The organism is Rhizobium aethiopicum (genome assembly GCF_014197535.1).
GTDB lineage: Bacteria > Pseudomonadota > Alphaproteobacteria > Rhizobiales > Rhizobiaceae > Rhizobium > Rhizobium aethiopicum_A.
The window spans coordinates 16,130-40,459 of record NZ_JACIFV010000033.1 but is presented as its reverse complement, the minus strand read 5'-3'; the positions used below and the strand labels follow the sequence as shown (position 1 = coordinate 40,459).

The 24,330-nt window shown below is 62.0% G+C and carries 19 protein-coding genes; 4 read left to right on the top strand and 15 right to left on the bottom strand.

The features are described 5' to 3' along the window. Complete coding sequence (locus GGD53_RS28280; protein ID WP_184460024.1) at positions 1-1,071, bottom strand: substrate-binding domain-containing protein; 1,071 nt, start codon at positions 1,069-1,071, stop codon at positions 1-3. A 219-nt stretch (positions 1,072-1,290) separates the two neighbouring features. Between GGD53_RS28280 and GGD53_RS28275 the strand changes: the two genes are divergently transcribed. Further along, positions 1,291-2,217: an SMP-30/gluconolactonase/LRE family protein gene (locus GGD53_RS28275; protein WP_184460023.1), complete on the top strand. Its 927-nt coding sequence runs from the start codon at positions 1,291-1,293 to the stop codon at positions 2,215-2,217. Positions 2,218-2,274: 57 nt separating this feature from the next. On the opposite strand, the gene GGD53_RS28270 is transcribed toward GGD53_RS28275, so the two are convergent. After that, a complete protein-coding gene (locus GGD53_RS28270) occupies positions 2,275-4,395 on the bottom strand; it encodes a vWA domain-containing protein (protein ID WP_184460022.1) in 2,121 nt (706 codons plus the stop codon). Next, a complete protein-coding gene (locus GGD53_RS28265; protein WP_184460021.1) occupies positions 4,392-4,916 on the bottom strand; it encodes an RNA polymerase sigma factor in 525 nt (174 codons plus the stop codon). Before GGD53_RS28265 ends, GGD53_RS28270 begins: the two co-directional genes overlap by 4 nt. 262 nt (positions 4,917-5,178) lie before the next feature. Here GGD53_RS28265 and GGD53_RS28260 point away from each other — a divergent pair, with 262 nt between their 5' ends. After that, on the top strand, positions 5,179-6,090 hold the full coding sequence (locus GGD53_RS28260; protein ID WP_184460020.1) for an alpha/beta hydrolase: 912 nt from the start codon (positions 5,179-5,181) through the stop codon (positions 6,088-6,090). 3 nt (positions 6,091-6,093) lie between these two features. On the opposite strand, the gene GGD53_RS28255 is transcribed toward GGD53_RS28260, so the two are convergent. Both GGD53_RS28255 and GGD53_RS28250 read right to left on the bottom strand, forming a co-directional pair. Beyond that, positions 6,094-8,097: a CocE/NonD family hydrolase gene (locus tag GGD53_RS28255; RefSeq protein WP_184460019.1), complete on the bottom strand. Its 2,004-nt coding sequence runs from the start codon at positions 8,095-8,097 to the stop codon at positions 6,094-6,096. Positions 8,098-8,118: 21 nt separating this feature from the next. Beyond that, positions 8,119-9,699, bottom strand: a complete 1,581-nt coding sequence (locus tag GGD53_RS28250; protein WP_184460018.1) for an ABC transporter substrate-binding protein — start codon at positions 9,697-9,699, stop codon at positions 8,119-8,121. Positions 9,700-9,820: 121 nt separating this feature from the next. On the opposite strand from GGD53_RS28250, the gene GGD53_RS28245 reads away from it, so the two are divergent. Next, positions 9,821-10,606: a helix-turn-helix domain-containing protein gene (locus tag GGD53_RS28245; protein WP_184460017.1), complete on the top strand. Its 786-nt coding sequence runs from the start codon at positions 9,821-9,823 to the stop codon at positions 10,604-10,606. A gap of 49 nt (positions 10,607-10,655) precedes the next feature. On the opposite strand, the gene GGD53_RS28240 is transcribed toward GGD53_RS28245, so the two are convergent. The 9 genes from GGD53_RS28240 to GGD53_RS28200 form a co-directional block, all read right to left on the bottom strand. Further along, complete coding sequence (locus GGD53_RS28240) at positions 10,656-12,287, bottom strand: ABC transporter ATP-binding protein (protein WP_184460016.1); 1,632 nt, start codon at positions 12,285-12,287, stop codon at positions 10,656-10,658. Next, positions 12,280-13,107, bottom strand: a complete 828-nt coding sequence (locus GGD53_RS28235) for an ABC transporter permease (RefSeq protein ID WP_085780699.1) — start codon at positions 13,105-13,107, stop codon at positions 12,280-12,282. The genes GGD53_RS28240 and GGD53_RS28235 overlap by 8 nt, the downstream gene beginning before the upstream one ends. Further along, positions 13,104-14,111: an ABC transporter permease gene (locus tag GGD53_RS28230; RefSeq protein ID WP_184460015.1), complete on the bottom strand. Its 1,008-nt coding sequence runs from the start codon at positions 14,109-14,111 to the stop codon at positions 13,104-13,106. The genes GGD53_RS28235 and GGD53_RS28230 overlap by 4 nt, the downstream gene beginning before the upstream one ends. Positions 14,112-14,206: 95 nt before the next feature. Further along, complete coding sequence (locus tag GGD53_RS28225) at positions 14,207-15,796, bottom strand: ABC transporter substrate-binding protein (protein WP_184460014.1); 1,590 nt, start codon at positions 15,794-15,796, stop codon at positions 14,207-14,209. Positions 15,797-15,911: 115 nt separating this feature from the next. Beyond that, positions 15,912-16,694 (bottom strand): carnitinyl-CoA dehydratase, encoded by a 783-nt coding sequence (locus tag GGD53_RS28220; protein ID WP_184460013.1) that lies wholly within the window; start codon positions 16,692-16,694, stop codon positions 15,912-15,914. 7 nt (positions 16,695-16,701) lie between these two features. Next, positions 16,702-18,756, bottom strand: coding sequence for an acetate--CoA ligase family protein (locus tag GGD53_RS28215; protein ID WP_184460012.1), 2,055 nt, complete (start codon positions 18,754-18,756; stop codon positions 16,702-16,704). Positions 18,757-18,760: 4 nt separating this feature from the next. Continuing rightward, positions 18,761-19,921, bottom strand: coding sequence for an acyl-CoA dehydrogenase family protein (locus tag GGD53_RS28210; RefSeq protein ID WP_184460011.1), 1,161 nt, complete (start codon positions 19,919-19,921; stop codon positions 18,761-18,763). Between the two features lie 10 nt (positions 19,922-19,931). Further along, the gene (locus GGD53_RS28205; RefSeq protein WP_184460010.1) at positions 19,932-21,422 is read right to left on the bottom strand and encodes a carnitine 3-dehydrogenase; all 1,491 of its coding nucleotides are present in this window, start codon (positions 21,420-21,422) and stop codon (positions 19,932-19,934) included. A 7-nt stretch (positions 21,423-21,429) separates the two neighbouring features. Beyond that, a complete protein-coding gene (locus GGD53_RS28200; RefSeq protein WP_184460009.1) occupies positions 21,430-22,332 on the bottom strand; it encodes a 3-keto-5-aminohexanoate cleavage protein in 903 nt (300 codons plus the stop codon). A 105-nt stretch (positions 22,333-22,437) separates the two neighbouring features. On the opposite strand from GGD53_RS28200, the gene GGD53_RS28195 reads away from it, so the two are divergent. Next, complete coding sequence (locus GGD53_RS28195) at positions 22,438-23,430, top strand: GlxA family transcriptional regulator (protein WP_184460008.1); 993 nt, start codon at positions 22,438-22,440, stop codon at positions 23,428-23,430. Here the strand turns inward: GGD53_RS28195 and GGD53_RS28190 are convergent. Beyond that, entirely contained in the window at positions 23,405-24,280 is an 876-nt protein-coding gene (locus GGD53_RS28190; protein ID WP_184460035.1) for a LysR substrate-binding domain-containing protein, read from the bottom strand. The two genes, GGD53_RS28195 and GGD53_RS28190, sit on opposite strands and share 26 nt — an antisense overlap. Between the last annotated feature and the right edge of the window lie 50 nt (positions 24,281-24,330).

The following is a 24,330-nucleotide window of genomic DNA, read 5'->3' as shown; positions in this document are numbered from 1 at the left end:
CTATTGGGCGCTGCGGTCCGTGCTTTCACGCAGGACGACCCGGTAGCCCGTCAATGTGATTTCATCGCCGGTCGCCTCGCCGCTGCCCTGCAGGGCATCGAGCAGGCGGGCGGCGGCCTGGCGGCCGATACCGTAACAGTCGACATTGATGGTGGTGATGCTGGGGTGACAGATCGACGAGATCTCGTAATCGCCGAAGCCGGCAATGGCGATATCACCCGGCACGCTCATTCCTCTGCGCTTGCATTCCATGATCGCGCCGAAGGCGGAAAGGTCGGAGACGCAGAGAACCACTTCCGTATCCGGCCAGCGCTCCAGCAGGCTCACGATCGCCTGGCCGCCCTGTTCCATGGTGATCGGCGGCACGCCGAAGGAAATCGCCCGGCCCGGTCCCAGGCCCAACTCTTCGACGGTCTTCAGGAAACCGCTTCGCCGCTGGCTGCCGCGCGTATCGCGCGCCGTCGTACCGCCGATATAGCCGAACCTCCGGTAGCCCTGGCTGGCGAGCGTCCGCACCAGCAGGGACATCGCTTCGCTGTTGGAAAAGCCGACGACATGGTTGATCGGTTCTTCCGGAAGCTCCCAGGTTTCCACCACCGGAATGCCGGCCTTATCAAGCATGCGCCGCGCGCGGTCGGTGTGCGATCCGCCCGTCAGGATGATGCCCTCGGGGCGCCGCCGCAGCATCGCCTCGATCAGCTTTTCTTCTTTCTCGGCGGAATAGTCGGTATAGCCGAGAAGAAGCTGAAGCCCGGTATTCTCCAGCGCATCGGTTATGCCGCGCGCGGTGTCGGAGAAATTCGAATTGTTGATGGAAGGCACCAGCGCTGCGATGAAACCGCTGCGCCGCGAAGAAAGACTGCCGGCCGACAGGTCGAGCACATAGCCCAGCGCGTCGACGGCTTCCATGATGCGCTTGCGGGTCTCTTCGGAAACACTCGCATCCTGCCGAAAGGCGCGCGAAACGGTCATGGCCGACACGCCGACATATTTGGCAACTTCTGCCATCGTCAGCTTTTGAGCGTCTCCTCCCTTGAGACGCTTGTCTTTTGGCTCATCCTCGTTTTTCACCGGGCTCGCTTTCAAAACAGCTTCCGAGTTGGGTAATTCAGCACAGAATAAAGTTATCGCTATCATCGCACAATCGATATTATTGCAGGGACGCACGGTTCCACAGCCGGAAAAGCCAAATACTCGCGGTATTTTCGCCGGCGTCATCACTTGAATGTCTGTACGAGGCCTGAAAAACCGGGCAGGAATGATATCGATAACAATCAGGAAGGAGCTGTCATGTTCGGAGAAATCGAAGGTACGGGGTTCGAGGTTCTCGACCCGCGCTTTGAAAACTGCTTCGTCGGCCATGCTCGGGTCGAACGGCTTTGGACGGGCGGCCGCTGGCTGGAGGGACCGGCCTGGTTTGCCGCGGGCCGTTATCTGGTTTTCTCGGATATCCCCAACAATCGCATGATGCGCTACGACGAGACCAGCGGGCACACATCGGTATTCCGCTCGCCAAGCAACAATTGCAACGGCAACACCGTCGACAATCAGGGCCGGCTCATCACCTGTGAGCACCTGACACGCCGCATCACCCGCACGGAATTCGACGGCAAGATCAGCGTCCTGGTCAACCGGATCGCCGGCAGGCGACTCAACTCCCCGAACGACGTCACCGTCAAATCGGACGGGACCATCTGGTTCACCGACCCGAGCTACGGCATCCTCCATGATTATGAGGGCGACTACGGCGAAGAGGAAATCGGCGGATGCCATGTCTATCGCCATGATCCGGCAACAGGCACAACCGAACAGATGACCTCTGACTTTGTCAAGCCGAACGGTCTGGCATTTTCCCCTGACGAGACGATGCTCTACGTTGCCGACACTGGCGCCTCGCATTTGTCGGGCGGTCCGCGCCACATACGAAAGCTCGCGGTGTCAGGCGACGGGGCGCTGAGCGACCTCGGCGTTTTCGCAGAATGTACCGCCGGCATGTTCGACGGCTTCCGTGTGGACAGGAAAGGCAGGATCTGGACGAGCGCCGCCGACGGCGTGCATTGCTATGACCCGGATGGCACCTTGCTGGGCAAGATCCATATTCCCGAGCTCGTCTCCAACGTCGCCTTTGGCGGCGATAAACTGAACCGTCTCTTTATCACCGGCACCACGTCCCTCTATGCTGTTTATCTCACAGCCAACGGGTCAAGACCGGGGTAGCCCTCATGCAGATAAGGCCGCCCTACCAAGCGGCCTTACTTTTTGGTGCTTCCTTTCTCATCGTTGGCTGAGACTGTCCGCCAAACGAACGAGACCGAGGAAATCCGACCGGTAGCCGAAGGGATCCGTCCCCCGCGACGCCGCAGCGAGGTCGGCAATCGCCTGGTAGGAATAGGCATCGACAGCGGCGATGCGGCTCAGTTTCTGGCCGAAGGCGGCGACGGCCACCGAGAAGCGGACATCCTGCGGCGCCGCGTCGATGGTGGCGACCGCGTTGCCGGCGCCGACAGGCGTGGTGATCAGCGCACTCTTGTCCTCGCCCGGGCGCTTGTAACGCATCTTGACGAAGGCAAGCTCACCCTCGTGCCCGCTGCCCGCTGCCTCGGCCGGCGCCTTGTCGGCTGCGCCATACCGCAGGTCGTCGTTCATGACCGCGGGGCTTCCCTTGGGCGTAATCTCGTAGATCGCCGTGACGCTATGACCGGAACCGATATCGCCGGCATCGACGCGGTCATTGTTGAAATCCTCGCGGTTGAGGGCGCGCGTCTCGTAGCCGATCAGCCGATATTCGGCGATCCGTTCCGGATTGAATTCGACCTGGAACTTGACGTCCTTGGCGATCGGAAACAGTGTCGAGCCGGCTTCCTCGACCAGCGTCTTCTGCGCTTCCGCCAAAGTGTCGATATAGGCGGCGCTGCCATTGCCGTTCTGCGCCAGCGTCTGCATCAGGGAATCGTTGAGATTGCCGCGTCCGAAGCCGAGAACGGTGAGGAAGATGCCATCCTTGCGCTTTTCTTCGATGATGCGCTTCAGATCCTCGTCGCTCGACGGGCCGACATTGAAATCGCCGTCCGTTGCCAGCATCACCCGGTTGACGCCGTCCTTGACGAAAGCCTGCTTGGCAAGATCGTAGGCCGCCTCGATGCCCTCGGCGCCGCCGGTCGAGCCTCCAGCCTCCAGCCTGTCGATCGCCGAGAGGATCTTCGATTTCTCCGCCACCCGTGTCGGTTCCAGCACCGTACCGGCATTGCCGGCATAGGTGACGATCGAGACGGTGTCGTCAGCCTTCAGCCTGTTGACCAGCAGCCGGAAGGCGCTCTTCAGGAGCGGCAGCTTGTCCGGCTCGTCCATCGAGCCGGAGACATCGATCAGGAAAACAAGATTGGCGTGCGGCGCGGTCGCCGGCGCGATGTCATAACCCTTGATCGCCACATGCATCAATTGCGTGTCGTGGTTCCACGGTGTCGGCATCACCGTTACGGTCGCCTTGAACGGTTGCTCTGCGCGATCGGGACTCGGCCAGTCATAGGGGAAATAATTGATCATCTCCTCGACGCGAACCGATTGCGGATCGGGCATCGCCCCGCCCGTCAACGATCGGCGGACGAAGGAATAAGAGGCGCTGTCGACATCGGCGGAGAAGGTCGAGACCGGATCGGTCACCACGCTCTTGATCGGATTTGACGCGGCATTGGCAAACCGTTCGCGGCTGGGGTCGAGCTGGATCTGGGCCTGCCCTTCCGCCGGTGGGGCAGGCGAGGGGGCAACAGCGCCCATCGGTTCGGCCAATAGCTGCCCCTGAGCGGCCATGCCAGGAGCCGCCGGCGCAACACGTTTGGCCATCCCGAGTGACGCGGCGGAATCTTCCGACTTATTCTTGAGAGCAGCAATGTCGCCGGCATCGAATTCAGAGAGCCGCTCCGCAGCGGGTTTTGCAGTCTGTAGTTCCTTGTCCTGCAAGGCTTGGACGCCGCTGACGGCAGACGATTGAGCCGGCCGGCTTTCTTCGGTCGGGGCTTCGGAAAGCTGAGGCGCGGCCGTGACGGGTTCGGCCGGTTTCGGCGCGTTGTTTTGCACAAGGTTACCGGCGATCTCGGTCTGGTCGACGATCGGCGATCCGTCGCGGCTCAGCTCGATCGTAAGGTAACCGGCGGCGGGAATGACGAGCAGCGTCGCGAGGGCTGAACCGGCGAGGAATTTCTTGTTCATGGCAGGGCTCCATATCCAGTTGATGATGGACCTTGGACGCCAACCTTTCGTATTTCCTTGGGCCGCCGCCGCATTATTTTCCGCGCTGTCGAACGCCTGCATCGCCGCGGCAAGGGCGCGCGCGCGCGCTTCCGAATTGGCTGCCGGGGCTGTGAGACGGGAGAGCTTTTCGAGTTCCTTGTCCATCATACCTCTTCCTTGCCGAGCATGGCCTTCAGCCTCTTGCGCGCCTCGTGCACCTGCCAGGACACGGTTGCCTCCGAACAGCCCATGACATCGGCGGCAGCCGAATGGCTGAGGCCTTCGCCATAGACGAGCAGCACGGCGTCGCATTGCCGTTCCGGCAAAGCACGCACGGCCGCCCATAATTCGCTCGATAGCTCGTCATCATTTCTGCCCGGCGCGTCCGGCTGCGGTTCGGCGGCATAAGCGCGGAATGTCTGCTCTTCCCGCGCAAGCTTGCGTCTGTGGTCGCGGGCAGCGTTGAGCGTCAGCGCATAGAGCCATGTCCTGAAGCGGCTGGCGCCGCGAAAGCCGCGGATGGCCGCGCCGAGCTTGACGCAGACCTCCTGGGCGATGTCGTCGGCGTCGGTGGAACTGCCCGACCATCGCCACGCCGTCGCGTGGACGAAATCATAATGGCGCGAGACCAGTTGCCCGAAGGCCTCCCGGTCGCCCCCCTGCGCTCGTTCTATGAGCTCCGCATCCAATGCGCACCTACCCCCAAGCTATCAGCCAAGATGCTATTTCGGGATTGAGACGTTTCTCCAATGGCTTTCCTTGGGTCGACCATAAAAAACTATCGGATTTTTTGAAAAAAGCGGCAAAGCGTGGCAACGCAGGGCAAAATAAGGAAGCATCGCGACATCCTTGGGTCGCGGCCAGACAGATTACCCTCGAGGCAAAGGCGCATGATGGGGTCAGAGTCGGCCAGGGACATGATCTGTATGTCCCAAATCGAAAGGACCCTGCATGTCCGCTCCATCGCCTGTCCCCACCGAAAAGGGCATTCTGCAGTTTCTCGATATTTGCGATAGTTTCTATCCGCCGGACGCCATCCAGGCATCGGTCGAGCAGCAGCGGCATTGGTACGACGCGCTTTGCGCACGCTTCGACCGCTCGGCTCCCCCGGATATGATCTTTGCGGACGGCATGTTCCAGCGTATCCCGATCAGGCGCTATCGTCCGCGGAAAATCAGCACGCGCACCATCCTGCTCTATCTTCACGGCGGCGGCTTCGTCGTCGGTTCGCTCGAAAGCCATCACGCCATCTGTGCTGAGATTGCCGATTTTGCCGGCGCGGAACTGGTTTCCGTCGATTATCGCCTCGCGCCCGAATATCGCTGGCCGGCACAGACGGATGACGGTTTCGCCGTGCTCAAACATCTGCTTGCCGCCAACAACAAGGTCGTGCTGATCGGCGATAGCGCCGGCGGCAATCTTGCGGCGGGCCTTGCCTTGCGTGCCCGCGACGAGGACCTGTCCGGCATCGTCGGCCAGGTCCTGATCTATCCCGTGCTCGGCGGCGACCTTGCCGCGGGGTCCTACGTCGAAATGGCCGAGGCCCCTGGACTGACGACTGCGGATGTCGCCTATTATCGCGAAATCCTGCAGGCACCCGCGGGAAATACGATCGCCGAGCCGTTGCACGCATCCTCGCTTGCCGGGCTCCCGCCGGCCTTCATCACGGTCGCCCATTTCGATCCGCTCCGGGACGACGGACGGCAATATGCGGCCCGGCTCACCGCGGAAGGCGTCGAAGTCTGGTTCCGGGAGGAGCCGCAGATGGTGCATGCATGGCTGCGCGCCCGCCACATGAGCGATGGCGCGCAAGACGGCTTCCGCGCGGTTTGCGAGGCCGTCAGACATTTTGCGCTGGCCTGACGGTTACGTCAGGTCACGCACGATCCGCTTTTCGGCAAAGATCTTCTCGAAGATCTGCACATCGTCCTCGAAAGCGGTGACGACGGCGCTGACGACCCAATCGGTCCGCGTGCACGCCATCCGCGCGGTCGCGACGGTGCGCACGAACCAGCCGGGCCGGTGCATGTCGCAGGTCCAGGTCGACGTGCCGGTCATCGACAGCGGATCATCCGGTGAAATCGACCACACCTCCTCCCGCAGTTGCCGGGTCGACAGGCCGGTCTCAGGATGTTCGGTGAGCCCCGTATCCTCGTGGATATGATAGTCTGTCCGGTTGGCCGAGAGGTCGCGAACGACCTGTCGCTTCGTCGCTGCGGCCACGTGCTCGATATATTTCGGCAGGGGATCAGGATTGGCCGGTTCCTCGATGTCGATCCTCTGGTGCTCGCCCAGCATCGGCAAACCCAGGCCGAGCGAAGCGATATCGATCTCGACCCCTTCGTCTTCAGGCGGCGGCAGGATCATCGGCCAATAGGCGGTGGAGAGTGAAAGGCGGATGCGATGGTCCTTGCGGAAGCGATAACCGCAGGCGTCGAGCACCAGCCGGATCGACACCGTCTCGCCCGGCACCAGCGGTTTCGGATCGGCATTGCCGTCGCGATGGGTGAGATTGACGACACCGAAGGCGACACGCATGGCCGTGCCGTCCGGATGGACGTCGACCAACCGGGCGCAGAGATTGCCGCCTGTCGCGTGGGGGCGCAACGCAAGCGTTACGACGGGTCGGCCGAGATAATCATGATCCTCTGCAAGCGGCATCGTATCGAAGACCAGTGAGCCGGCATCGTCCGAGCGTTGATCGATCGCCATTTCGGCGTCGGGCTTCAGCGTAAAATACTCTCCCGACGCCGTGCCGGTGTCGAGGGGAGATTGGAGATAGACGGGATGCTCGGGCGCATGCGGGATCGGCATGCCTTCCGTCAATCGCCCGAATTGCTCGACATAGAAGCATTGCATGCGCGGCGGCGTCCACATGTCCTTGGCGATCCAGAAGCCGGGATCGCTGTCGCGCCGCGGGGCAGGACGGATCGCATCGAGAATATAGGCGCGGGTCTGCGGCAGCCCGTCGATCCCGTTGTCCTCGCCGCGCAGCCATTTGTTCCACCAGGCGATCGCTTCGCCATGGAAATCCGCGCGCGGTTTCGGCCAGGCGAAGTGCGGATATTTGTGGACCCAGGGGCCGATCAGCGCCTTGGCTTTTTCACCGAGGCCTTCGACCGCCATCAGTGGCGTGTTGCGATAGCCGTCCGCCCAGCCGGCAATAATGAGCGTCGGGATCTCCACACTGGAAAAATCCTCCGAGATCGAGCCGTGACGCCAGAAATGGTCGCGCCGCTGGTGGCTCAGCCACTCCTCCATGAGGAAGGGCTCGCCTGCGAGGCGCTCCAGCCACATCTCCTTCCAGCGCTCGCCGACCAGGGCAGGATCTGGCGGGCGCGACTGATAGCCGAGCATCGTCGCAGCCCAGGAGAGCTGGGCGGAGAGATGGCAGCCGTTCTTGTAATGGATGTCGTCATTGTAGCGGTCGACGGTCGAAGCGATCGATATCACGGCTTTGAGCGCTGGCGGGCGTAGTGCTGCGACCTGCAGGCTGTTGAAGCCGCCCCAGGAGATGCCCATCATGCCGACCGAGCCGTTCGACCACGGCTGCGCGGCAATCCAGGCGATCAGCTCACACGCATCGGCAAGCTCGCGCTCGGTATATTCGCCGTCGATGACGCCGTCCGATTCCCCGGATCCGCGGATATCGACGCGCACGCCGGCAATGCCGGCGGCCGCAAAGACCGGATAGGTCGATTCGTCCCTGAGGCTCGTACCGTCGCGCTTGCGATAGGGCAGGAACTCGAAGACCGCCGGCACGGGATCTTCTTCCGCGCCATCGGGCATCCAGATGCGTGCCGCCAGCCGCGTCCCATCCTTCAAGGTGATCCACTGATTTTCGATGGTTGTGAAGCTGCGGTCTGACATGGTCATATATCCAGAAGAGCGTTAGGCATTAAGCCACACGCGGCTGCCGATGTAGCCGTTGGACATATCGTTGCCGATATCGTCGACATATCCCTTCAGCATTTTCGAAGAGGCCATGATGTAGTCGTTGAAGACGGGCAGGATTAGACCGCCATCGTCTCGCACCATGAGGGCCAATTGTCGATAAAGCACTTTGCGCTTGGCCTCATCGAGTTCTGACCTTGCTTGCAGAACCAATTTGTCGAAGTCAGGGCGCTTGAAACGCGTGTCGTTCCATTCTGCGGTCGACAGGTAAGAGGCGGAATAGCGCGAATCCTGGGTCGGACGACCGCCCCAGAACGAGGCGCAGAAGGGCTGCTTGTTCCAGACATTGGTCCAGTAGCCGTCTTCCGGTTCGCGCTTGACGTCGATCGTGATGCCGGCCTTGCGCGCGCTTTGCTGGAACAGGATCGCCGCATCCACGGCGCCAGGAAAGGCTGCGTCTGACGTGAGCAGCTGAATGGAGCGGTCGAGACCCGATTTCTTGAAGTGGAAGGCGGCCTTGTCTGGATCATAAGGGCGCTGCTCGATATCGGTCGGGGCGAGAGCGTAGTTGGAATTGACCGGATAGTCGTTGCCGATTGTTCCGTAGCCGCCCAGAACCTTGTCGAGGATCGCCTGACGATCGATGGCATATTTCAGCGCAAGCCGAAGATCGGTGTTGTCGAAGGGAGTCGTGTCGCAATGCATCAGGAAACAATAGAAGCCCTTGCCTGCATTCCGGAGGATTTCGATGGTCGGTGCTCGCTGCAGCATCGGGACTGTCTTGGGGTCGACATTGTTGACGAAATGGACTTGGCCGGAGGCAAGTGCGGCAACGCGGGCGGTGTTGTCGTTGATGACGAGGATCTCGACACTGTCAACAAAACCGCGGTCGGAGCGCCAATCCTTCGGATTTTTCTCGAAGGTTGCGCGAACGCCCGGTTCGAAGCTTTTCAGAATGTAAGGACCTGTACCGATGGCCGCCGCAGGCTTATCGACGCCGCCCTTCGGCTGGATGATCAGGTGATAGTCGGTCAAAAGCAAAGGCAGGTCCGCATTGCCTTCCGAAAGTGTGAGGACAAGGTCGCCGGCTTTTTCTTCGATACCCGTGATCGAGGCCATGAGCCCCAGAGCACCCGACTGCGAATTCTTGTCCGCATGTCGCTTCAGTGTCGCGACGATGTCCGCGACGGTCACCTTGCTGCCGTCGTGAAACTGCACGTCGTTCCTGATTTTGAAAGTCCAGACGGATGCATCCGCCGATGGTGTCCAGGAAGTCGCCAGCGACGGCAAGGGCGTACCGGTCTTAGGGTCGGATTCGACAAGTGTGTCACCCCAGAGACGGCCAATGACGAACAACACGGAGGCGCTATAGGTCGCGGGGTCGAGCGCATCACTGGTGGCGCCGCCCTTGAGACCGAGTTTCAGATGACCACCGCGCTTGGCTTCCTGCGCGCGGGCATCGCGCGGCATCGGCAGGCCGGAGGTGAGGACTGGCAAAGCGCTCAGCGCGACGGCACCGCCAAGGAAGTGACGGCGGCCGATACTCAGAGGCGAAGATTGATCCTTTTCACGTGTCATTGCAGTTCCCTTTTTCAACTTTATTAGAAGGGAACGTAGAGATCAGGCTGCTTCACGCAATTTCGCGACTTGACGCATCTTTGAGCGAGTTTACGCTACTATAAATAAAACGGAATCGCCGATGCCTCACCTGGTCGAGAACCTCAAGATCGCCTGTGCCACGCAGCGTTCCATTTCGCATCTGTGCCGCGCGATCGATATCAACCGGCAGCAATTCAATCGATATATCAACGGCCAGACGAGGCCGTCTGCCCATAATCTCGCGCGCATAGCCAAGTATTTCGATCTCGACGCAGCCGACTTTGGTCTCGCTCCCAGGCTCTTTCGCGAGCGGCTTCGCAAACCGACTCTAGACCTCAATCAAAGTTCCGAACTGTTAAAGGCGTTCCCAGGCGATCTGACCGCACTCCGGCGCCATATCGGCTATTTCCAGACCTATCATCGCTCCCCGTCCTGGCCGGGAATGGTTGTCTGTTCGTGCAGCCGCTTTGTGGAGAAGGGTGGGCTTGTGCATGTCAAATCAATGGAGCGTCTGCGGGACGCTGGAAACGGCATCCAGCAGTTTTCGAAATATGTCGGTCTTGCGGCCTTCTATCGAAACCGGATCTTCATTACGGAGCGGGTCGTCGGCCCGAATCCGGTACTGTCACAGACGATCCTCCTGCCATTCGACGAGTACCAGCGCGTCTATCTGCGCGGGACGACAATGGGAGTTTCGTGGCGACGGGAAAATCTCCCCTATGCGTCGCGGATGATCTGGCGGCATGTCGGCGCCGAGCCCAACCTGCGCGAGCTTCTGTCGCGCTGCGGACCTCTGCCGCTGTCTTCACGCCATCTGCCACCGACGGTGCGCTCGTTCCTCGCAGATCCATCCGCGGAAGTCTATGCGGTGCCGGCAGAGTATTGAAGACAACCAAGCCATCAAATCCGGATGAGTGCCGGAGGATTTCGAGCCTTCAATTCCCGGCGCTTGCCATCTTCCGCGTCGTCAGCACCCGCTCCAGCCAGCCGATCTCCATCTCCGGTACGGATTTCAGCAACAGGTCGGTGTAATCGTCGAAGGGCGGCGATAGCGCTTGGGATTTGGGACCGAAGCGGACGAGCTTGCCGCGATGCATGACCGCCACGCTGTCGGCAATCGCCCGGACGATCGCGATGTCATGGGTGATGAAGATATAGGATAGTTGCTCCTCTTTCTGCAGGCGCAGCAGCAGCTTCAAAATACCTTCCGCCACCAGCGGATCGAGCGCAGAGGTCGGCTCGTCGCAAAGGATGAGCTCAGGCTTTGCTGCAAGGGCTCTGGCGATCGCCACGCGCTGCTTCTGGCCGCCGGAGAGTTCGGCCGGGTAGCGATCGACGAAGCCTTTGCCCATTTCGATCTGGTCGAGCAATTCCTTCACCCGGGCGGTCTTTTCCGCACCTCTCAGGCCGTAGTAGAAGGTCAATGGCCGGCCAATGATGTCGCGCACCGTCTGGCGCGGGTTCATCGCCGTATCGGCCATCTGATAGATCAGCTGAATGCGCCGGAGATCATCGTTCGTCCGGCTCTTGAGAGCCGGCATCAGCACCGTGCCGCCAAAGACAATGCGGCCGCTGCTCGGCGGCAAAAGTCCGGTGATGACGCGCGCCAGGCTCGATTTTCCCGAGCCGGATTCGCCGACGACCGCAAGTGTCTGTCCCTTCGGCACGTGCAGCGACAGATCGTGGAGAACCTTGAAGCCATTGGAATATTCGGCGCTGACGTTCTCTATCCTGAGAAGCGCCGCGGACTGGTCGGCCGCCTCCTCGCGATAGGCTTGCCTGACATTGACAAGGGCGCGCGTATAATCTTCCCGCGGCGCCTCGATGATCTGCTGGACACTGCCGTATTCCACCTGTTGGCCATGGCGCAGGACCATGATGTCGTCGGAGATCTGAGCGACGACGGCAAGATCGTGGGTGATATAGAGGGCGGCCGTATGGGTTTCTTCGATCGCATGTTTGATCGCCGCCAGCACGTCGATTTGCGTCGTGACGTCAAGTGCCGTGGTCGGTTCGTCGAATACGATAAGTTCAGGGTTAGGGCAGAGCGCCATCGCCGTCATCGCCCGCTGCAGCTGACCGCCGGAAACCTGGTGGGCAAAACGCTCGCCGAAGGTCTCCGGATTGGGCAGGCCGAGGACGCGGAACAGGTAGAGCGCGCGCTTGCGCGCCTCGTCCTTGCTCATCAGCCCATGTTTGACCGACGCCTCGATCACCTGATCGCCGAGCCTGTGCGCCGGATTGAAGGCGGCCGCGGCCGATTGCGCGACGTAGCAGACCCGGGCGCCGCGGATTTTCTGGATGCCGTTCTTGCCGAGCGCCAGAATGTCGGTACCGCCGAGCCGCACCTCGCCGCCGGTGATCTCGGCGCCGCCGCGGCCATAGGCCAGTGCCGAGAGGCCGATGGTCGACTTGCCGGCGCCGGATTCTCCGATCAGGCCGAGAACCTTGCCCTTCTGAAGATCGAAGGAAACGCCGTCGACGATCGTCACGCGCTTCGGCGGTTCGCCCGGCGGATAACTGGTCGCCTCGATCTTCAGATTGCGGACGGAAAGAAGCTCAGGCATCGCCGCGCCCTCCCTTGAGGCTGGATGTGCGTTTCAGGAGCCAGTCGACGACCAGATTGACGCAGATGGCGAGCACGGCGATCGCCGTACCCGGTACGAGGGCGGCAGATATGCCGAAGATGATGCCATCCTTATTGTCCTTGACCATGCCGCCCCAATCGGCGGCGGGCGGCTGAATGCCGAGGCCGAGGAAGGAAAGCGTCGAGAGGAACAGGATCGAGAAGGCGAAGCGCAGCCCGAACTCGGCCAAAAGCGGCGACAGCGTGTTCGGCAGGATCTCGCGGAAGATGATCCAGAGCTTGCCTTCGCCACGCAGCTTCGCCGCCTCAACGAATTCCATCACCGCGACATCGAGCGCCACGGCGCGGCCGAGACGATAGACGCGGGTGGAATCCAGAACGGCCATGACGAGGATCAGGACGACGATATTCTGCGGCAGGACCGCCAGCACCACCAGCGCGAAGATCAGCGTCGGGATCGACATCATCAGGTCGTTGAACCGCGAAAAGACCGTGTCGATCAGCCCGCGCGACACCGCTGCCGTAAAACTCAGGATGACACCGAGCGAGAAGGAGATGATCGTGGCGGCGGAGGCGACCAGCAGCGTCGTGCGCGCGCCATAGATCAGCCGCGAGAGGATGTCGCGACCGAGATTGTCGAGGCCGAAGAGATACTTATCGTCAGGCAGCTGCCAGACGTCGCCGACGACCTGCGTTTCGCCATAGGGAGCAATCCAGGGCGCAAAGAGCGCAAAGATGAAGGCGAGGGCGATGCCGGCCATGCCGATCCAGGCGGTGATGGGGATGTCTCTTGCTCTCATCTCGGATGCCTCAGCCTGGGATTGGCGATGATCGCCAGAATATCGGCCGTCATGTTGAGGAAGATGTAGACGGCCGCGAAGATCAGGCCACAGGCCTGCACGACTGGCATGTCGCGTACGGTGACCGCATCGACCATATATTGCCCCATGCCGGGATAAACGAAGACCACCTCGACGACGACGACGCCGACCACGAGATAGGCAAGGTTCAACGCGACGACATTGATGATCGGCGCGAGCGCATTCGGGGCGGCGTGTTTGACGATGGCGCGGAAGGCGCTCAAACCCTTCAGTTCGGCGGTCTCCATATAGGCCGAGGACATGACGGAGAGGATCGCTGCCCGCGTCATGCGCATCATGTGCGCGAGCACGACGAGAACCAGGGTCGCCGTCGGCAGGGCGATCGCCTTCAAGCGCTCGACCAAGCCCATGCTGTCATAGACCGTCGCCGGAAAGGTCGCCATACCGAACTTCACAGCGAAAAACAGGATCAGCAGATAGCCGATGAAGAATTCCGGCAGCGAGATCGCCGCCAGCGAGATTACGTTGATGATCTTGTCGGGCATGCGGTTGCGAAAATGCACCGACAGCATGCCGAGGCCGACGGCGAGCGGCACTGAAATGACAGCCGCGAAACCCGCCAGGAAGAGCGAATTGCCGAGTCGCTTGCCAATCTGCTCGCTCACCGAGTTCTTGCTGGCCCAGGAGGTGCCGAAGTCACCCTGAACGGCACTGCCGAGCCATTCGACATAACGCGTCGTCACCGGGCGATCGAGCCCAAGGTCCCGACGGATATTGGCGACCGCCTGCGGCGTCGCCGACTGGCCAAGATAGGTGGTGGCAAAATCGCCGGGCAGGGCTTCCAGCCCGCCGAAGATCAGGATGGACACCGCAAAGAGCAGGACAATGCTGAGCACGAAGCGCTCGAGAATGAGGGCCAACAGCGGAAAACGCTGCCGGAACCGGAGACCGGGCAGGACATTGCTTGGGGCAGGATTGGTCATGGCGAAGACCTAGCGCTGAAACGTCGGGAGGACCGCGGGTTTTGTCCCACGGTCCCGGCTTCGTTGGGGATCGGAAGGGCGTGCGCCCTTCGCCGCTAGGCGTCCAGCCAGACACGGGTTGCGACGTAACCGTTCGACATATCGTTGCCGATGTCATGGACATAACCCTTCACCTGTTTGGTGGAGGCGTTCACGAAGTCGTTGAACATCGGCAGGATCACGCCGCCCTCGTCGCGCACCATCATCGCCATGGTGCGATACATATCCTTGCGTTTGGCTTCATTAAGCTCGGCGCGCGCCTGCAGCAGCAGCTTGTCGAAGTCAGGGCGCTTGAACTTGGTGTCGTTCCAGTCCGCCGTCGAGAGATAGGCGGTGGAATACATCTGATCCTGTGTCGGCCGCCCGCCCCAATAGGAGGTCGAGAAAGGCTGGACGTTCCAGACGTTGGTCCAGTAGCCATCACCCGGTTCGCGTTTGACCTCGATGTCGATGCCGGCCTTTTTGCAGCTTTCCTGGTAGAGGACAGCCGCATCGACGGCGCCGGGGAAGGCGACTTCGGAGGTGCGCAGGAGAACCGAGCCGCTATGGCCCGATTTCTTATAGTGGAAGGCAGCCTTGTCGGGATCGTAGGTGCGCTGCTCGATGCCTTCGGGGAAGAGCGCATAGGTGCTGTTGATCGGGAAGTCGTTGCCGACCTTGCCGTAGCCGCCGAGGATCTTCTGCACCATGGTCTCGCGATCCATGGCGTATTTGAGCGCCAGGCGCAGGTCGTTATTGTCGAACGGCGCCTTATCGCAATGCATGATGAAGACATAATGGCCGCGGCCGGCTGTCGAGAGAATCTCGACGTTGGGTGCGCGCTTCAACAGGCTGACGGTCTTCGGGTCGACACGGTTGATGTAGTGCACCTGGCCCGACGACAGGGCCGCGATGCGGGCGGTGGCGTCGTTCATGCCGATGATCTCGATCGAATCGACGTAGCCGCGGTCGCTGCGCCAGTCGTCCTTGTTCTTCTCGAAAGTGGCGCGCACACCGGGCTCGAAGCTCGTCAGCTTGTAGGGTCCGGTACCGATCGAGGCCAGCGGATCGTCGACGCCGCCATTCGGCTGGATCACCAGATGGTAATCCGACAGCAGCAGCGGCATATCGGCATTGCCTTCACTGAGCGTCAGGACGAGATTGCCGCCATCGGCCTTGATCTCCTTGATCGAGCCGAGAACGCCCAGCGCGCCTGATTCCGAGCTTTTGTCGGTGTGGCGCTTCAGCGTTGCAACGACGTCGTCGATCGTCAGTTCCTTGCCGTTGTGGAACTTGACGCCCTTGCGGATCTTGAAGGTCCAGGTGACCGCATCCTTTGACGGCTCCCAGGATTCGGCGAGCGCCGGCACGGCAGCCCCAGTCAGCGGATCGGATTCGACCAGCATATCGCCCCAGCAGCGGCCGACGCAGAACATGAACTGCGACAGAAATTTCGCCGGATCCTTGGAATCGGTGGCGGCACCGCCTTCGAGGCCGAGCTTCAGGTGACCACCGTGCTTCGGTTCGGCGGCTTGCGCGCTTTCGGTGAAGAGTTTGTCGGCAACGGCAAGTGTGATGCCCGCCGCCATGGCGCGTCCCATGAATTCGCGGCGGCTGAGCCCGCCGGCGGTGACGCGGCTTGCGAGATATTTCGTATAGTCGTTCATTCCCCAGTTCCTTCTTTGGTGCGTTGACAGAACTTCCGGGCAGGATCGCAGGCGGTTTCCTCTCCACCTCCGGTGCCCGCATCATGCGGGAAAATGCGCGGTTGCCGCCGCCTCCTTATCGTCCTTTCCAAATGGGGCTTCGCTTCTCCGCGAAAGCCCGCGCGCCTTCCAATTGGTCTTCGCTCGAATAGAGCCGATCGACGGTCGCAAACTGCCTTTTGGTGATCTTGTTCATCGCAGTCTGGAACGTCGAACCCTCCGCTTCGCGCACGATTTCCTTGATGGCCGCATAGACGAGCGGCGGCCCGCTTTCGAGCAGCCGGGCAAGCTCCCAGGCCCTCTCCATCACCCGCTCGGCCGGCAGGATCTCATTGACGAAACCCCAGCGATGCGCCTCATGAACGTCGAGCCAGCGGCCCGTTAGAAGCATATCCATAGCAATGTGGTAGGGGATGCGCTTCGGCAGCTTGATCGAAGCGGCATCGGCGACCGTGCCCGAGCGGATTTCCGGCAGGGCGAAGGTGGCATGCTCAGAGGCGATGATCAGATCGGTCGAAAGCGCGATCTCCAGCCCGCCGCCGCAACAGATGCCATTAACCGCTGAGATGACCGGCTTATTGAGGTCGCGCAGTTCCTGCAGACCGCCGAAACCGCCGACGCCGTAATCGCCGTCGACCGCATCGCCAGCGGCGGCAGCCTTCAGATCCCAGCCGGCACAGAAAAACTTTTCGCCCGCGCCCGTGACGATGGCGACGCGCAATTCCGGGTCGTCGCGAAAATCTTGGAAGATCGATCCCATGACGCGGCTGGTCGCAAGGTCGATGGCGTTCGCCTTCGGCCGGTCGATGACGACTTCCAGTACTCCGCCGTCACGTCGTGTACGAATGTGGTCGCTCAAACCTATGCTACCTCCTTCGCCGTATGAGAGCATCGACTGCAACAACACCGCGCCCTTCGGGAAGAACCATCAAGGGATTAAGGTCCAGTTCCTCCAGGCGCACCGCATTCTTTACGACATATTCTGCCGTAGCTGCGACGGCGTCTATAGTGGCTTCGAAATCGCCTTTCGGTCGCCCGCGATAGCCATGCATCAATTTCGCAATTTTGAGACGCGAAATCGCCGCACGAATATCGGCTTTCGTCGCCGGAAGCGGCAGGACGACGGAATCTTCGATCAGTTCGACGAAGATTCCGCCCGCTCCCAATGTCAGCGACAATCCGAAGATCGGGTCGCGGCTGGCGCCGACAATGAGCTCGGCGACCGGCGGATCGATCATCTTCTCGACGAGGTATCCGCCATTCGACGGCATTTTCGCCGCCGCGTTCAACACGGCCTCACTATCCTTGAGGTTGAGCGCGACAGCGCCGGCCTCGGTCTTGTGCGCAATGCCGAGCCCCTTCAGCACGACGGGAAAACCGAGCCGCTCGGCCTGCTCGGCGGCTTCACCGGGAGAAAAAGCCTGCAGCCCCCAGGGAACAGGGAGGCCGCAGGCAGCAAGTTCCGTTTTCGCGTCGGCTTCCGTCAGCGTCTCGATTTCGCCGTCCACGGACGGCACGTCGAGCAGCGGCAGGGGAGGCGGGCGATCCCAGACCTTGGCAATACGGGCGGCGACTTCCGCCGCAATGATGGCTTCGTCGATGCCCGAGAAGGCGACGATGCCATTCGCCATCAGCCGATCGGCGACCGGCTCCGGCATATTCTCCGGAAGGGTTGAGAGAAGGCCGGCTAACGCACCGGTGGCGGAGGCCGCGGCGATCACCGCGTCCGCCGTCGTCGCCCATTCGGCCGCATCGCAGCGATCCCCGCGCGGAAAATCGAGGACGACGAGATTGAGGGCACAGCCGCCTTCGAACATGGCGCTGAAGGCTTCGGTCTGGCGTTCGAAATCGCCCCAGACGAAGGTGTGGTAGTCGAGCGGATTGGAAAGCGCCACCATCTCGCCGAGGACCCGCCGCAGACGCGGCAATTGTTGCGGCTCCAGCGCCGGGAATTCGACATCGCGGCCGACGGCGGCATCGGCCATCAGCGAAGCCTCGCCGCCGGAACAACTCATCGATGAGATCGAATGGCTTGGCAGAGGGCCGGCGACATGCAGCAGCTTCAGGGTTTCCAGCAAGGCCGGCAGGCTTTGGACACGGCCTATGCCGAGCCGGGCAAGCACGGCATCGGCCACCGCATCGCTGCCGGCGAGCGAGGCGGTGTGCGACACCGCCGCATGTCTTGCCTGTTCCGACCTGCCGACCTTCAGCACGACGACCGGCTTCTTCAACTGGCGGGCAGTGGCGGCAAGGCGTTCGAGGCCGGAGAGATCGCCGAAACCTTCGACATGAAGGCCGACCGACGTGATGCGCGGATCGTCGATCAATGCGCAGGCGACATCGGCAAGTGATGTCTGCGCCTGGTTGCCTGCCGTCACCACATAGGCGATCGGCAACCCGCGTGCCTGCATGGTCAGGTTGATGGCGATATTGGAAGATTGTGTGAGGATCGCGACACCATATTCGATGCGCTTCATCCCGTGCTGGTCGGGCCAGAGCAGTGCGCCGTCGAGACCATTGATCAGCCCGTAACAGTTGGGGCCGAGGATCGGCATGTCGCCCGCCGCCGCCAGCAGGGCCTGCTGCAGATCTGCGCCGTCGCCGAGTTCCGCCGTCGCCTCGCTGAAGCCTGAGGCATAACAGACCGCTCCGCCGGCGCCGGCAGCAGAAAGGCTGCGCACGATGTCGACGGTGAGCGTCCTGTTGACGCCGACGAAGGCGGCGTCCGGAGCCAATGGCAGATCGGATGCGGAGCGATAACACCGCCGACCGAGCACCTCGTCGAGTTTGGGATGAACCGGCCAGATCTCGCCTGAAAAGCCCATGCGGTCGCACTGCTCGATCACCCTGCGGGCCTCACGGCCGCCAAAGACGGCGATCGTTTGCGGTCTGAGCAGGCGGTCGAGCGGGCGAGAGGTCATCGGTTCACGCTCCCAAAGGCCGAAGCAGATCGCGGCTGATGATATGCCGCTGGATCTCGGAGGTGCCGTCCCAGATCCGCTCGACGCGTGCGTCGCGCCAGAAGCGGGCAAGCGGCAGGTCGTCCATCAGACCCATGCCGCCGTAGATCTGAATCGCCTCGTCGGTGACGCGAGCCAGCATCTCGGAGGCGTAGAGCTTGGCCGAGGCGATCTGGCGGTCAGCGGGACGGCCGGCGTCGACCTGCCAGGCGGCGGCAAGCGTCAGCCAGTCGGCCGCGTCAATCTCGGTGATCATATCGGCAAGCTTGAACGACACACCCTGATTGGCACCGATCGGCTTGCCGAACTGCTTGCGCTCGGCGGCATAGGGCAGGGCCATTTCGAAGACGCGGCGCGCCCGGCCGACGCAGGTGGCGGCAACCGTCAGCCGCGTGCCGTAAAGCCATTGATTGGCGATATCGAAGCCGCGATGCACCTCGCCCAGCACCTGGGCTTCAGGAATGCGGCAATCTTCGAAGCTCAGCGTTGAGTTGTGATAGCCGCGATGCGAAACGGAATCGTAGCCTTTGAGGATCTCGAACCCCGGCGTGCCTCGATCCACCAGGAAGGCAGTGATCTTCTTCTTGATGCCTTTCGGCGTTTCCTCCTCGCCGGTCGCGGCAAAGACGATGACGAAATCGGCGACGTCGGCATGCGAGATGAAATGCTTCGTGCCGTTCAGCACGAAATCACCGCCATCGCGGCGGGCCGCACATTTCATGCCGCGCATATCGGAACCGGCGTCGGGCTCGGTAATGGCGAGCGCGTCGATCTTCTCGCCGCGCACCGCCGGCAGCAGATAACGCTCACGCTGCTCGCCCTCGCAGGCCATCAGGATGCCGGAGGGCCGACCGAAGAAAACCGTCAGCCCCAGCGAACCGCGTCCGAGCTCCCGCTCGACCAGCGTGAAGGTGAGTTGATCGAGGCCGGCGCCGCCGATCTCCTCGGGAAAATTGCAGGCGTAGAAGCCGAGCTCGATGCATTTGCGCTGGATCTCGCGGCCGAGCTCCGGCGGGACGATGCCACTGCGCTCGACCTCGTTCTCATACGGATAGATTTCGGTTTCGACGAAGCCGCGAACCGTCTCAACGATCATTTCCTGTTCCTGGCTGAGACCGAAATCCATGTCGCTCCTCCTACCGCCTCTGACCGACGGAACGGCCGGCACCTTCGGGCAGCGCCAATTCCGAATGAGCAGCGGCGATCGCCTTGATCTTGTCGAGCACAGCGGCCGGCGCCGGCACGGACTTGCCTGCCTTGCTGTCGACATGCAGCAGCATGTGCTCGGCGGTCGCGAGAGTCTCGCCCGTCGCCGTATCCTGCAGAGTGTGGAAGACATGCAGCCGCTTGTCGTCGGCGGCGAGCACCTGGCAGGTCGAATGGATCGCCTGCCCGAGCTTGGCTTCGCCGAGATGGCGGATATGGCTTTCGACCGTATAGTAGCTGTGGCCCGCCTCGACATAGGCAAGATCGACGCCGACGAGGCGCAGCAGCGCGTCTGACGTATCGCCGAAAACCTGCAGGTAGCGGTGCTCGGTCATGTGGCCATTATAGTCGACCCAGGCAGGGTTTACCTTGGTTTCGACAAGCCTCAGCGGCTTCGACGGATCGGCGGAAGCCGCCGCTTCGCCGCCCTGCCCCCAGAGCGATTGTTCGAAATCTTTCAGCAGCTTGCCGGCACCCCAGCCCTTGCCGCTATCGCCGCCCTTCAGCGCCTGGAGAATACCGACGAGATTTTCGTCACGGATGCGTTCGAGCTCCCGGATCGAAAGGCCGGCCGCCTGCTCGTCGGATTGCCGGCCGATCTTTTCGATCAGCGCATCGTCGAGATCGACGACATCGGTGAGCTTGGTCCAGGGCCAGGCGAGACAGGGCCCGAACTGGGCGAGGAAATGGCGCATGCCGGCCTCGCCGCCGGCGATGCGGTAAGTCTGGAACAGGCCCATCTGCGCCCAGCGCAGGCCGAAGGAATAGCGGATGACGTCGTCGAGCGTCTCGACGGTGCAGATGTCGTCGTGGATGAGCCACAAGGCCTCGCGCCAGAGCGCTTCGAGCAGCCGGTCGCCGACGAAGGCCTCGATCTCCTTGGCGATGTGGACGCCCTTCATGCCGATCGGCGGCAGTCTTTCCATCGCCGCCTGGATGGTCGCAGCCGAGGTCTTTGCGCCGCCGACGATTTCGACCAGCGGCAGCAGATAGACCGGATTGTAGGGATGGGCGACGAAGAGGCGCTCGGGATGTTTCATGTCGTGCTGCAGATCGGTCGGCAACAGTCCAGAGGTAGAAGAGCCGATCAATGCATCGGGACGGGCCGCGGCATCGATTTGCGTCAGCACGCCGCGCTTGAGGTCGAGCCGTTCCGGCACGCTTTCCTGGATCCAGTCGGCGTCGGCAACGGCTTCCTCGAGCGTTCTGCAAAAGGTTAGCCTGCCGCGCGGCGGTAACGGCGCGCCCGTCAGCATGGCATAGGCTTTTTCGGCATTGGCGATCACTTCGCCGACGATCCGGCCTGCCTCCGGATGCGGGTCGAACACATCGACGTCGATGCCGGCGAGCAGGAAACGGGCGATCCATCCGCCGCCGATGACGCCGCCGCCGATACAAGCTGCCTTGCTGATCCCTGTCATGCCGCCCTCAGCGCTTCGTCAATTTGAGTTTCTTGCGGACGTCTTCCGGTCCGATGATGCGCCCGCCCATGCCTTCGACCACCTGCACGGCCTTTTCGACGAGCTGCGCATTGGTGGCGAGCTGCCCCTTGCCGATAAAGAGGTTGTCCTCCAGGCCGACACGGACATTGCCGCCGGCCAGAACCGCCGCTGCCGGATAGGCCATGGCGTTGCGGCCGATCGAAAAGGCCGAGAAGGTCCAGCTCGCAGGCACGTTGTTGACCATCGCCATGAAGGTGTTGAGATCGTCGGGCGCACCCCATGGAATGCCCATGCAGAGCTGGATCAGCACCGGGTCTTCGATGAGGCCCTCCTCGGCGAGCTGCTTGGCAAACCAGAGGTGGCCGGTGTCGAAGGCCTCGATCTCCGGCCGCACGCCGAGAGCCGTCATCTTGCTCGCCATCGCCCGCAGCATGGCCGGCGTATTGGTCATCACATAGTCACCAAGATTGAAGTTCATCGTGCCGCAGTCGAGCGTGCAGATCTCCGGCAGGCACTCGGCGACATGGCTGACGCGCTCGCTGGCGCCCGCCATGTCGGTGCCCTTCGCATTGAGGGGCAGTGGGCTTTCGACATCGCCAAAGATCAGGTCCCCGCCCATGCCGGCGGTGAGATTGAGCACGACGTCGATATCGGCCGAACGGATGCGGTCGGTGACCTCCCTGTAGAGATCGTTGCGGCGGCTGGCAGCCCCCGTTTCCGGATCGCGGACATGGCAGTGAACAACGGCCGCCCCAGCCTTGGCGGCGTCGATCGCGGACTCCGCGATCTGCTTGGGAGTGATGGGAACGTGGCTGGATCTGGAAACCGTATCGCCGGCGCCGGTCACGGCGCAGGTGATGAAGACATCGCGGTTCATCGCTAGAGGCATGTTTTTGTTCTCCCCGTCTTACCAAGCATTACGCGGCAGGATCGGCAGAGATGCTTTGCATTTTTGGAACGCGTTGATACATTATCGGAACAAAAGGAGGGGAGCTTGCTGCAGCGATCAACGGACCGGCTCGATATCGACCTTCTCGTCCTGCCGGAAACGAACCTGATCCTGATCGCGTCGGTCATCGAGCCGCTGCGCGGCGCCAATCGCATCTCCGGCAGCGAGCTCTATCGCTGGCGGCTGCTGACGCCGGACGGGGCGCCGGTCCCGACCACCAGCCATATCGCGGTGCCTGCTGAAGGAATCTTCCAGGCGACGGCAGAGGATAATCCGCTGTTCGTGCTCGCGAGCTACAACTGGCGCCGAAGCGCCACGCCGGCGCTGAAGATGCAGCTCTCCCAGGCCGCCCGCTACCGCACGATGATTGCCGGCATCGAGTCCGGCACATGGCTGCTCGCCGAGGCAAGCCTGCTCGACGGACAGCCGGCGACTGTCCACTGGGAGGATTACGAGGATTTTGCGCTCGCCTATCCAGAGGTGCGGGCCGTGAAGGACCGCTTCGTCATCGACGGCAAGCGATTGACGACATCAGGCTCGCTTCCGACCGTCGACCTGATGCTCGAGGTCATCAGGCAGCGGCAGGGTTATTCGCTGGCGCTCGAGGTCAGCCGACTGTTCCGCTACGAGCAGCCTTCCTTTCATGCCGACGAGCCGCTTTCGGCCGCCTCGGCGGGGCTGAGAATGCACGATCCCCGCGTGGCGCAGGCGGTGCGGCTGATGGAGGAACATATCGAGCAGCCGCTCATTTTGGCGCGGCTCGCCCGCCGGGTGGGTATCAGCGCCCGGCATCTGCAGGACCTCTTCCAGCAGAACATCGGCGCACCGCCGCATGTGCATTATCTCGCGCTGCGCTTGAATGCGGCGCGCCGCAAGGTGATCGAGACGAATGCCTCTTTCGCCGACATCGCGGCAGCGACCGGCTTCAATTCGGCTTCGGCCTTTGCGAGAAGCTACCGGGCGAGTTTTTCCGAAAGCCCGTCCGAGACCCGGCGCCGCTTGCGCCGCCGCATCACGCCACTGGCGGCGGCGACGTAGGCTGGAACGCGTCCCGTATCATCTCGGCGAGCTCGCGGATGGCTTCGGTGGAACGGTAGGTGCTGCAGCGGAGCACGACCTTCGAGGAATCGACCGGCGGGAAACCGTCTTCGGCGGTCAGCTCCCGGCAGCCGGGCGGGATGCTGCTGCGCGAAAGCGTTGTCACGGCAAGGCCCGCGGTCAGCGCATTCTTCAGTCCCGAACCCGTATCGGCGATGAAAGCAATGCGATAGTTGCGGCCGATCTGCTCCAGCGACCGGAGCGCAAAATCACGCGACCAGGTGGAGTTGCGATAGGTCGCAACGGGGAGGGGGTCGAGATCGTGCAGCCGGTGGACCATCGAGGTGACCCAGACTGTGGGATCGATGCAGATGACCTCGCCATTCCTCTGGTCGCTCCAGTCGAAAACGACGGCCAGATCGAGTTCGTCCCGCTCCAGGGCGGCAAGGTTGCGTGATGTATAATCACAGGAGACGGTGACCTCGACCGCCGGATGGCGCACGGCGAAAGCCGCAAGCGCTGCCGGCAGCACCGTCTGACTGTATTCTTCGGGAATTCCGATGCGCACCGGCCCATCCAGCGGTTTGCTGCGGATCGTCGCGGCGGCCTCGTTCAGGAGATCGATGACCCTACGGGCATAGGGAACGAGCTGTATGCCCTGGCGCGTGAGTTGCACGCCGCGGGCGCCGCGCTCGAAAAGGGGCTCGCCAATCGCCGCCTCGAGCCTCTTGATCTGTGTGCTGACGGCCGATTGCGTGCGCCCGATGCGCTGCGCGGCCGCGGAGAAATTCGACGTCTCGGCGACGACCAAAAAGGTTCTGAGAAGGTCGCTTTCGATAACCTCGTGCATTGGCAAGCCATAGAAAAATTCGATGATAGCCATCACTACTATTCGTTTGT

Coding starts and splice junctions, on each gene's coding strand:
- GGD53_RS28270 (WP_184460022.1), bottom strand. CDS start 4,395: ATGATGGACAAGGAACTCGAAAAGCTCTCCCGTCTCACAGCCCCGGCA.
- GGD53_RS28200 (WP_184460009.1), bottom strand. CDS start 22,332: ATGCCTCTAGCGATGAACCGCGATGTCTTCATCACCTGCGCCGTGACC.
- GGD53_RS28255 (WP_184460019.1), bottom strand. CDS start 8,097: ATGTCAGACCGCAGCTTCACAACCATCGAAAATCAGTGGATCACCTTG.
- GGD53_RS28210 (WP_184460011.1), bottom strand. CDS start 19,921: ATGGATTTCGGTCTCAGCCAGGAACAGGAAATGATCGTTGAGACGGTT.
- GGD53_RS28275 (WP_184460023.1), top strand. CDS start 1,291: ATGTTCGGAGAAATCGAAGGTACGGGGTTCGAGGTTCTCGACCCGCGC.
- GGD53_RS28245 (WP_184460017.1), top strand. CDS start 9,821: ATGCCTCACCTGGTCGAGAACCTCAAGATCGCCTGTGCCACGCAGCGT.
- GGD53_RS28235 (WP_085780699.1), bottom strand. CDS start 13,107: ATGAGAGCAAGAGACATCCCCATCACCGCCTGGATCGGCATGGCCGGC.
- GGD53_RS28250 (WP_184460018.1), bottom strand. CDS start 9,699: ATGACACGTGAAAAGGATCAATCTTCGCCTCTGAGTATCGGCCGCCGT.
- GGD53_RS28190 (WP_184460035.1), bottom strand. CDS start 24,280: ATGCACGAGGTTATCGAAAGCGACCTTCTCAGAACCTTTTTGGTCGTC.
- GGD53_RS28205 (WP_184460010.1), bottom strand. CDS start 21,422: ATGACAGGGATCAGCAAGGCAGCTTGTATCGGCGGCGGCGTCATCGGC.
- GGD53_RS28225 (WP_184460014.1), bottom strand. CDS start 15,796: ATGAACGACTATACGAAATATCTCGCAAGCCGCGTCACCGCCGGCGGG.
- GGD53_RS28215 (WP_184460012.1), bottom strand. CDS start 18,756: ATGACCTCTCGCCCGCTCGACCGCCTGCTCAGACCGCAAACGATCGCC.
- GGD53_RS28230 (WP_184460015.1), bottom strand. CDS start 14,111: ATGACCAATCCTGCCCCAAGCAATGTCCTGCCCGGTCTCCGGTTCCGG.
- GGD53_RS28240 (WP_184460016.1), bottom strand. CDS start 12,287: ATGCCTGAGCTTCTTTCCGTCCGCAATCTGAAGATCGAGGCGACCAGT.
- GGD53_RS28260 (WP_184460020.1), top strand. CDS start 5,179: ATGTCCGCTCCATCGCCTGTCCCCACCGAAAAGGGCATTCTGCAGTTT.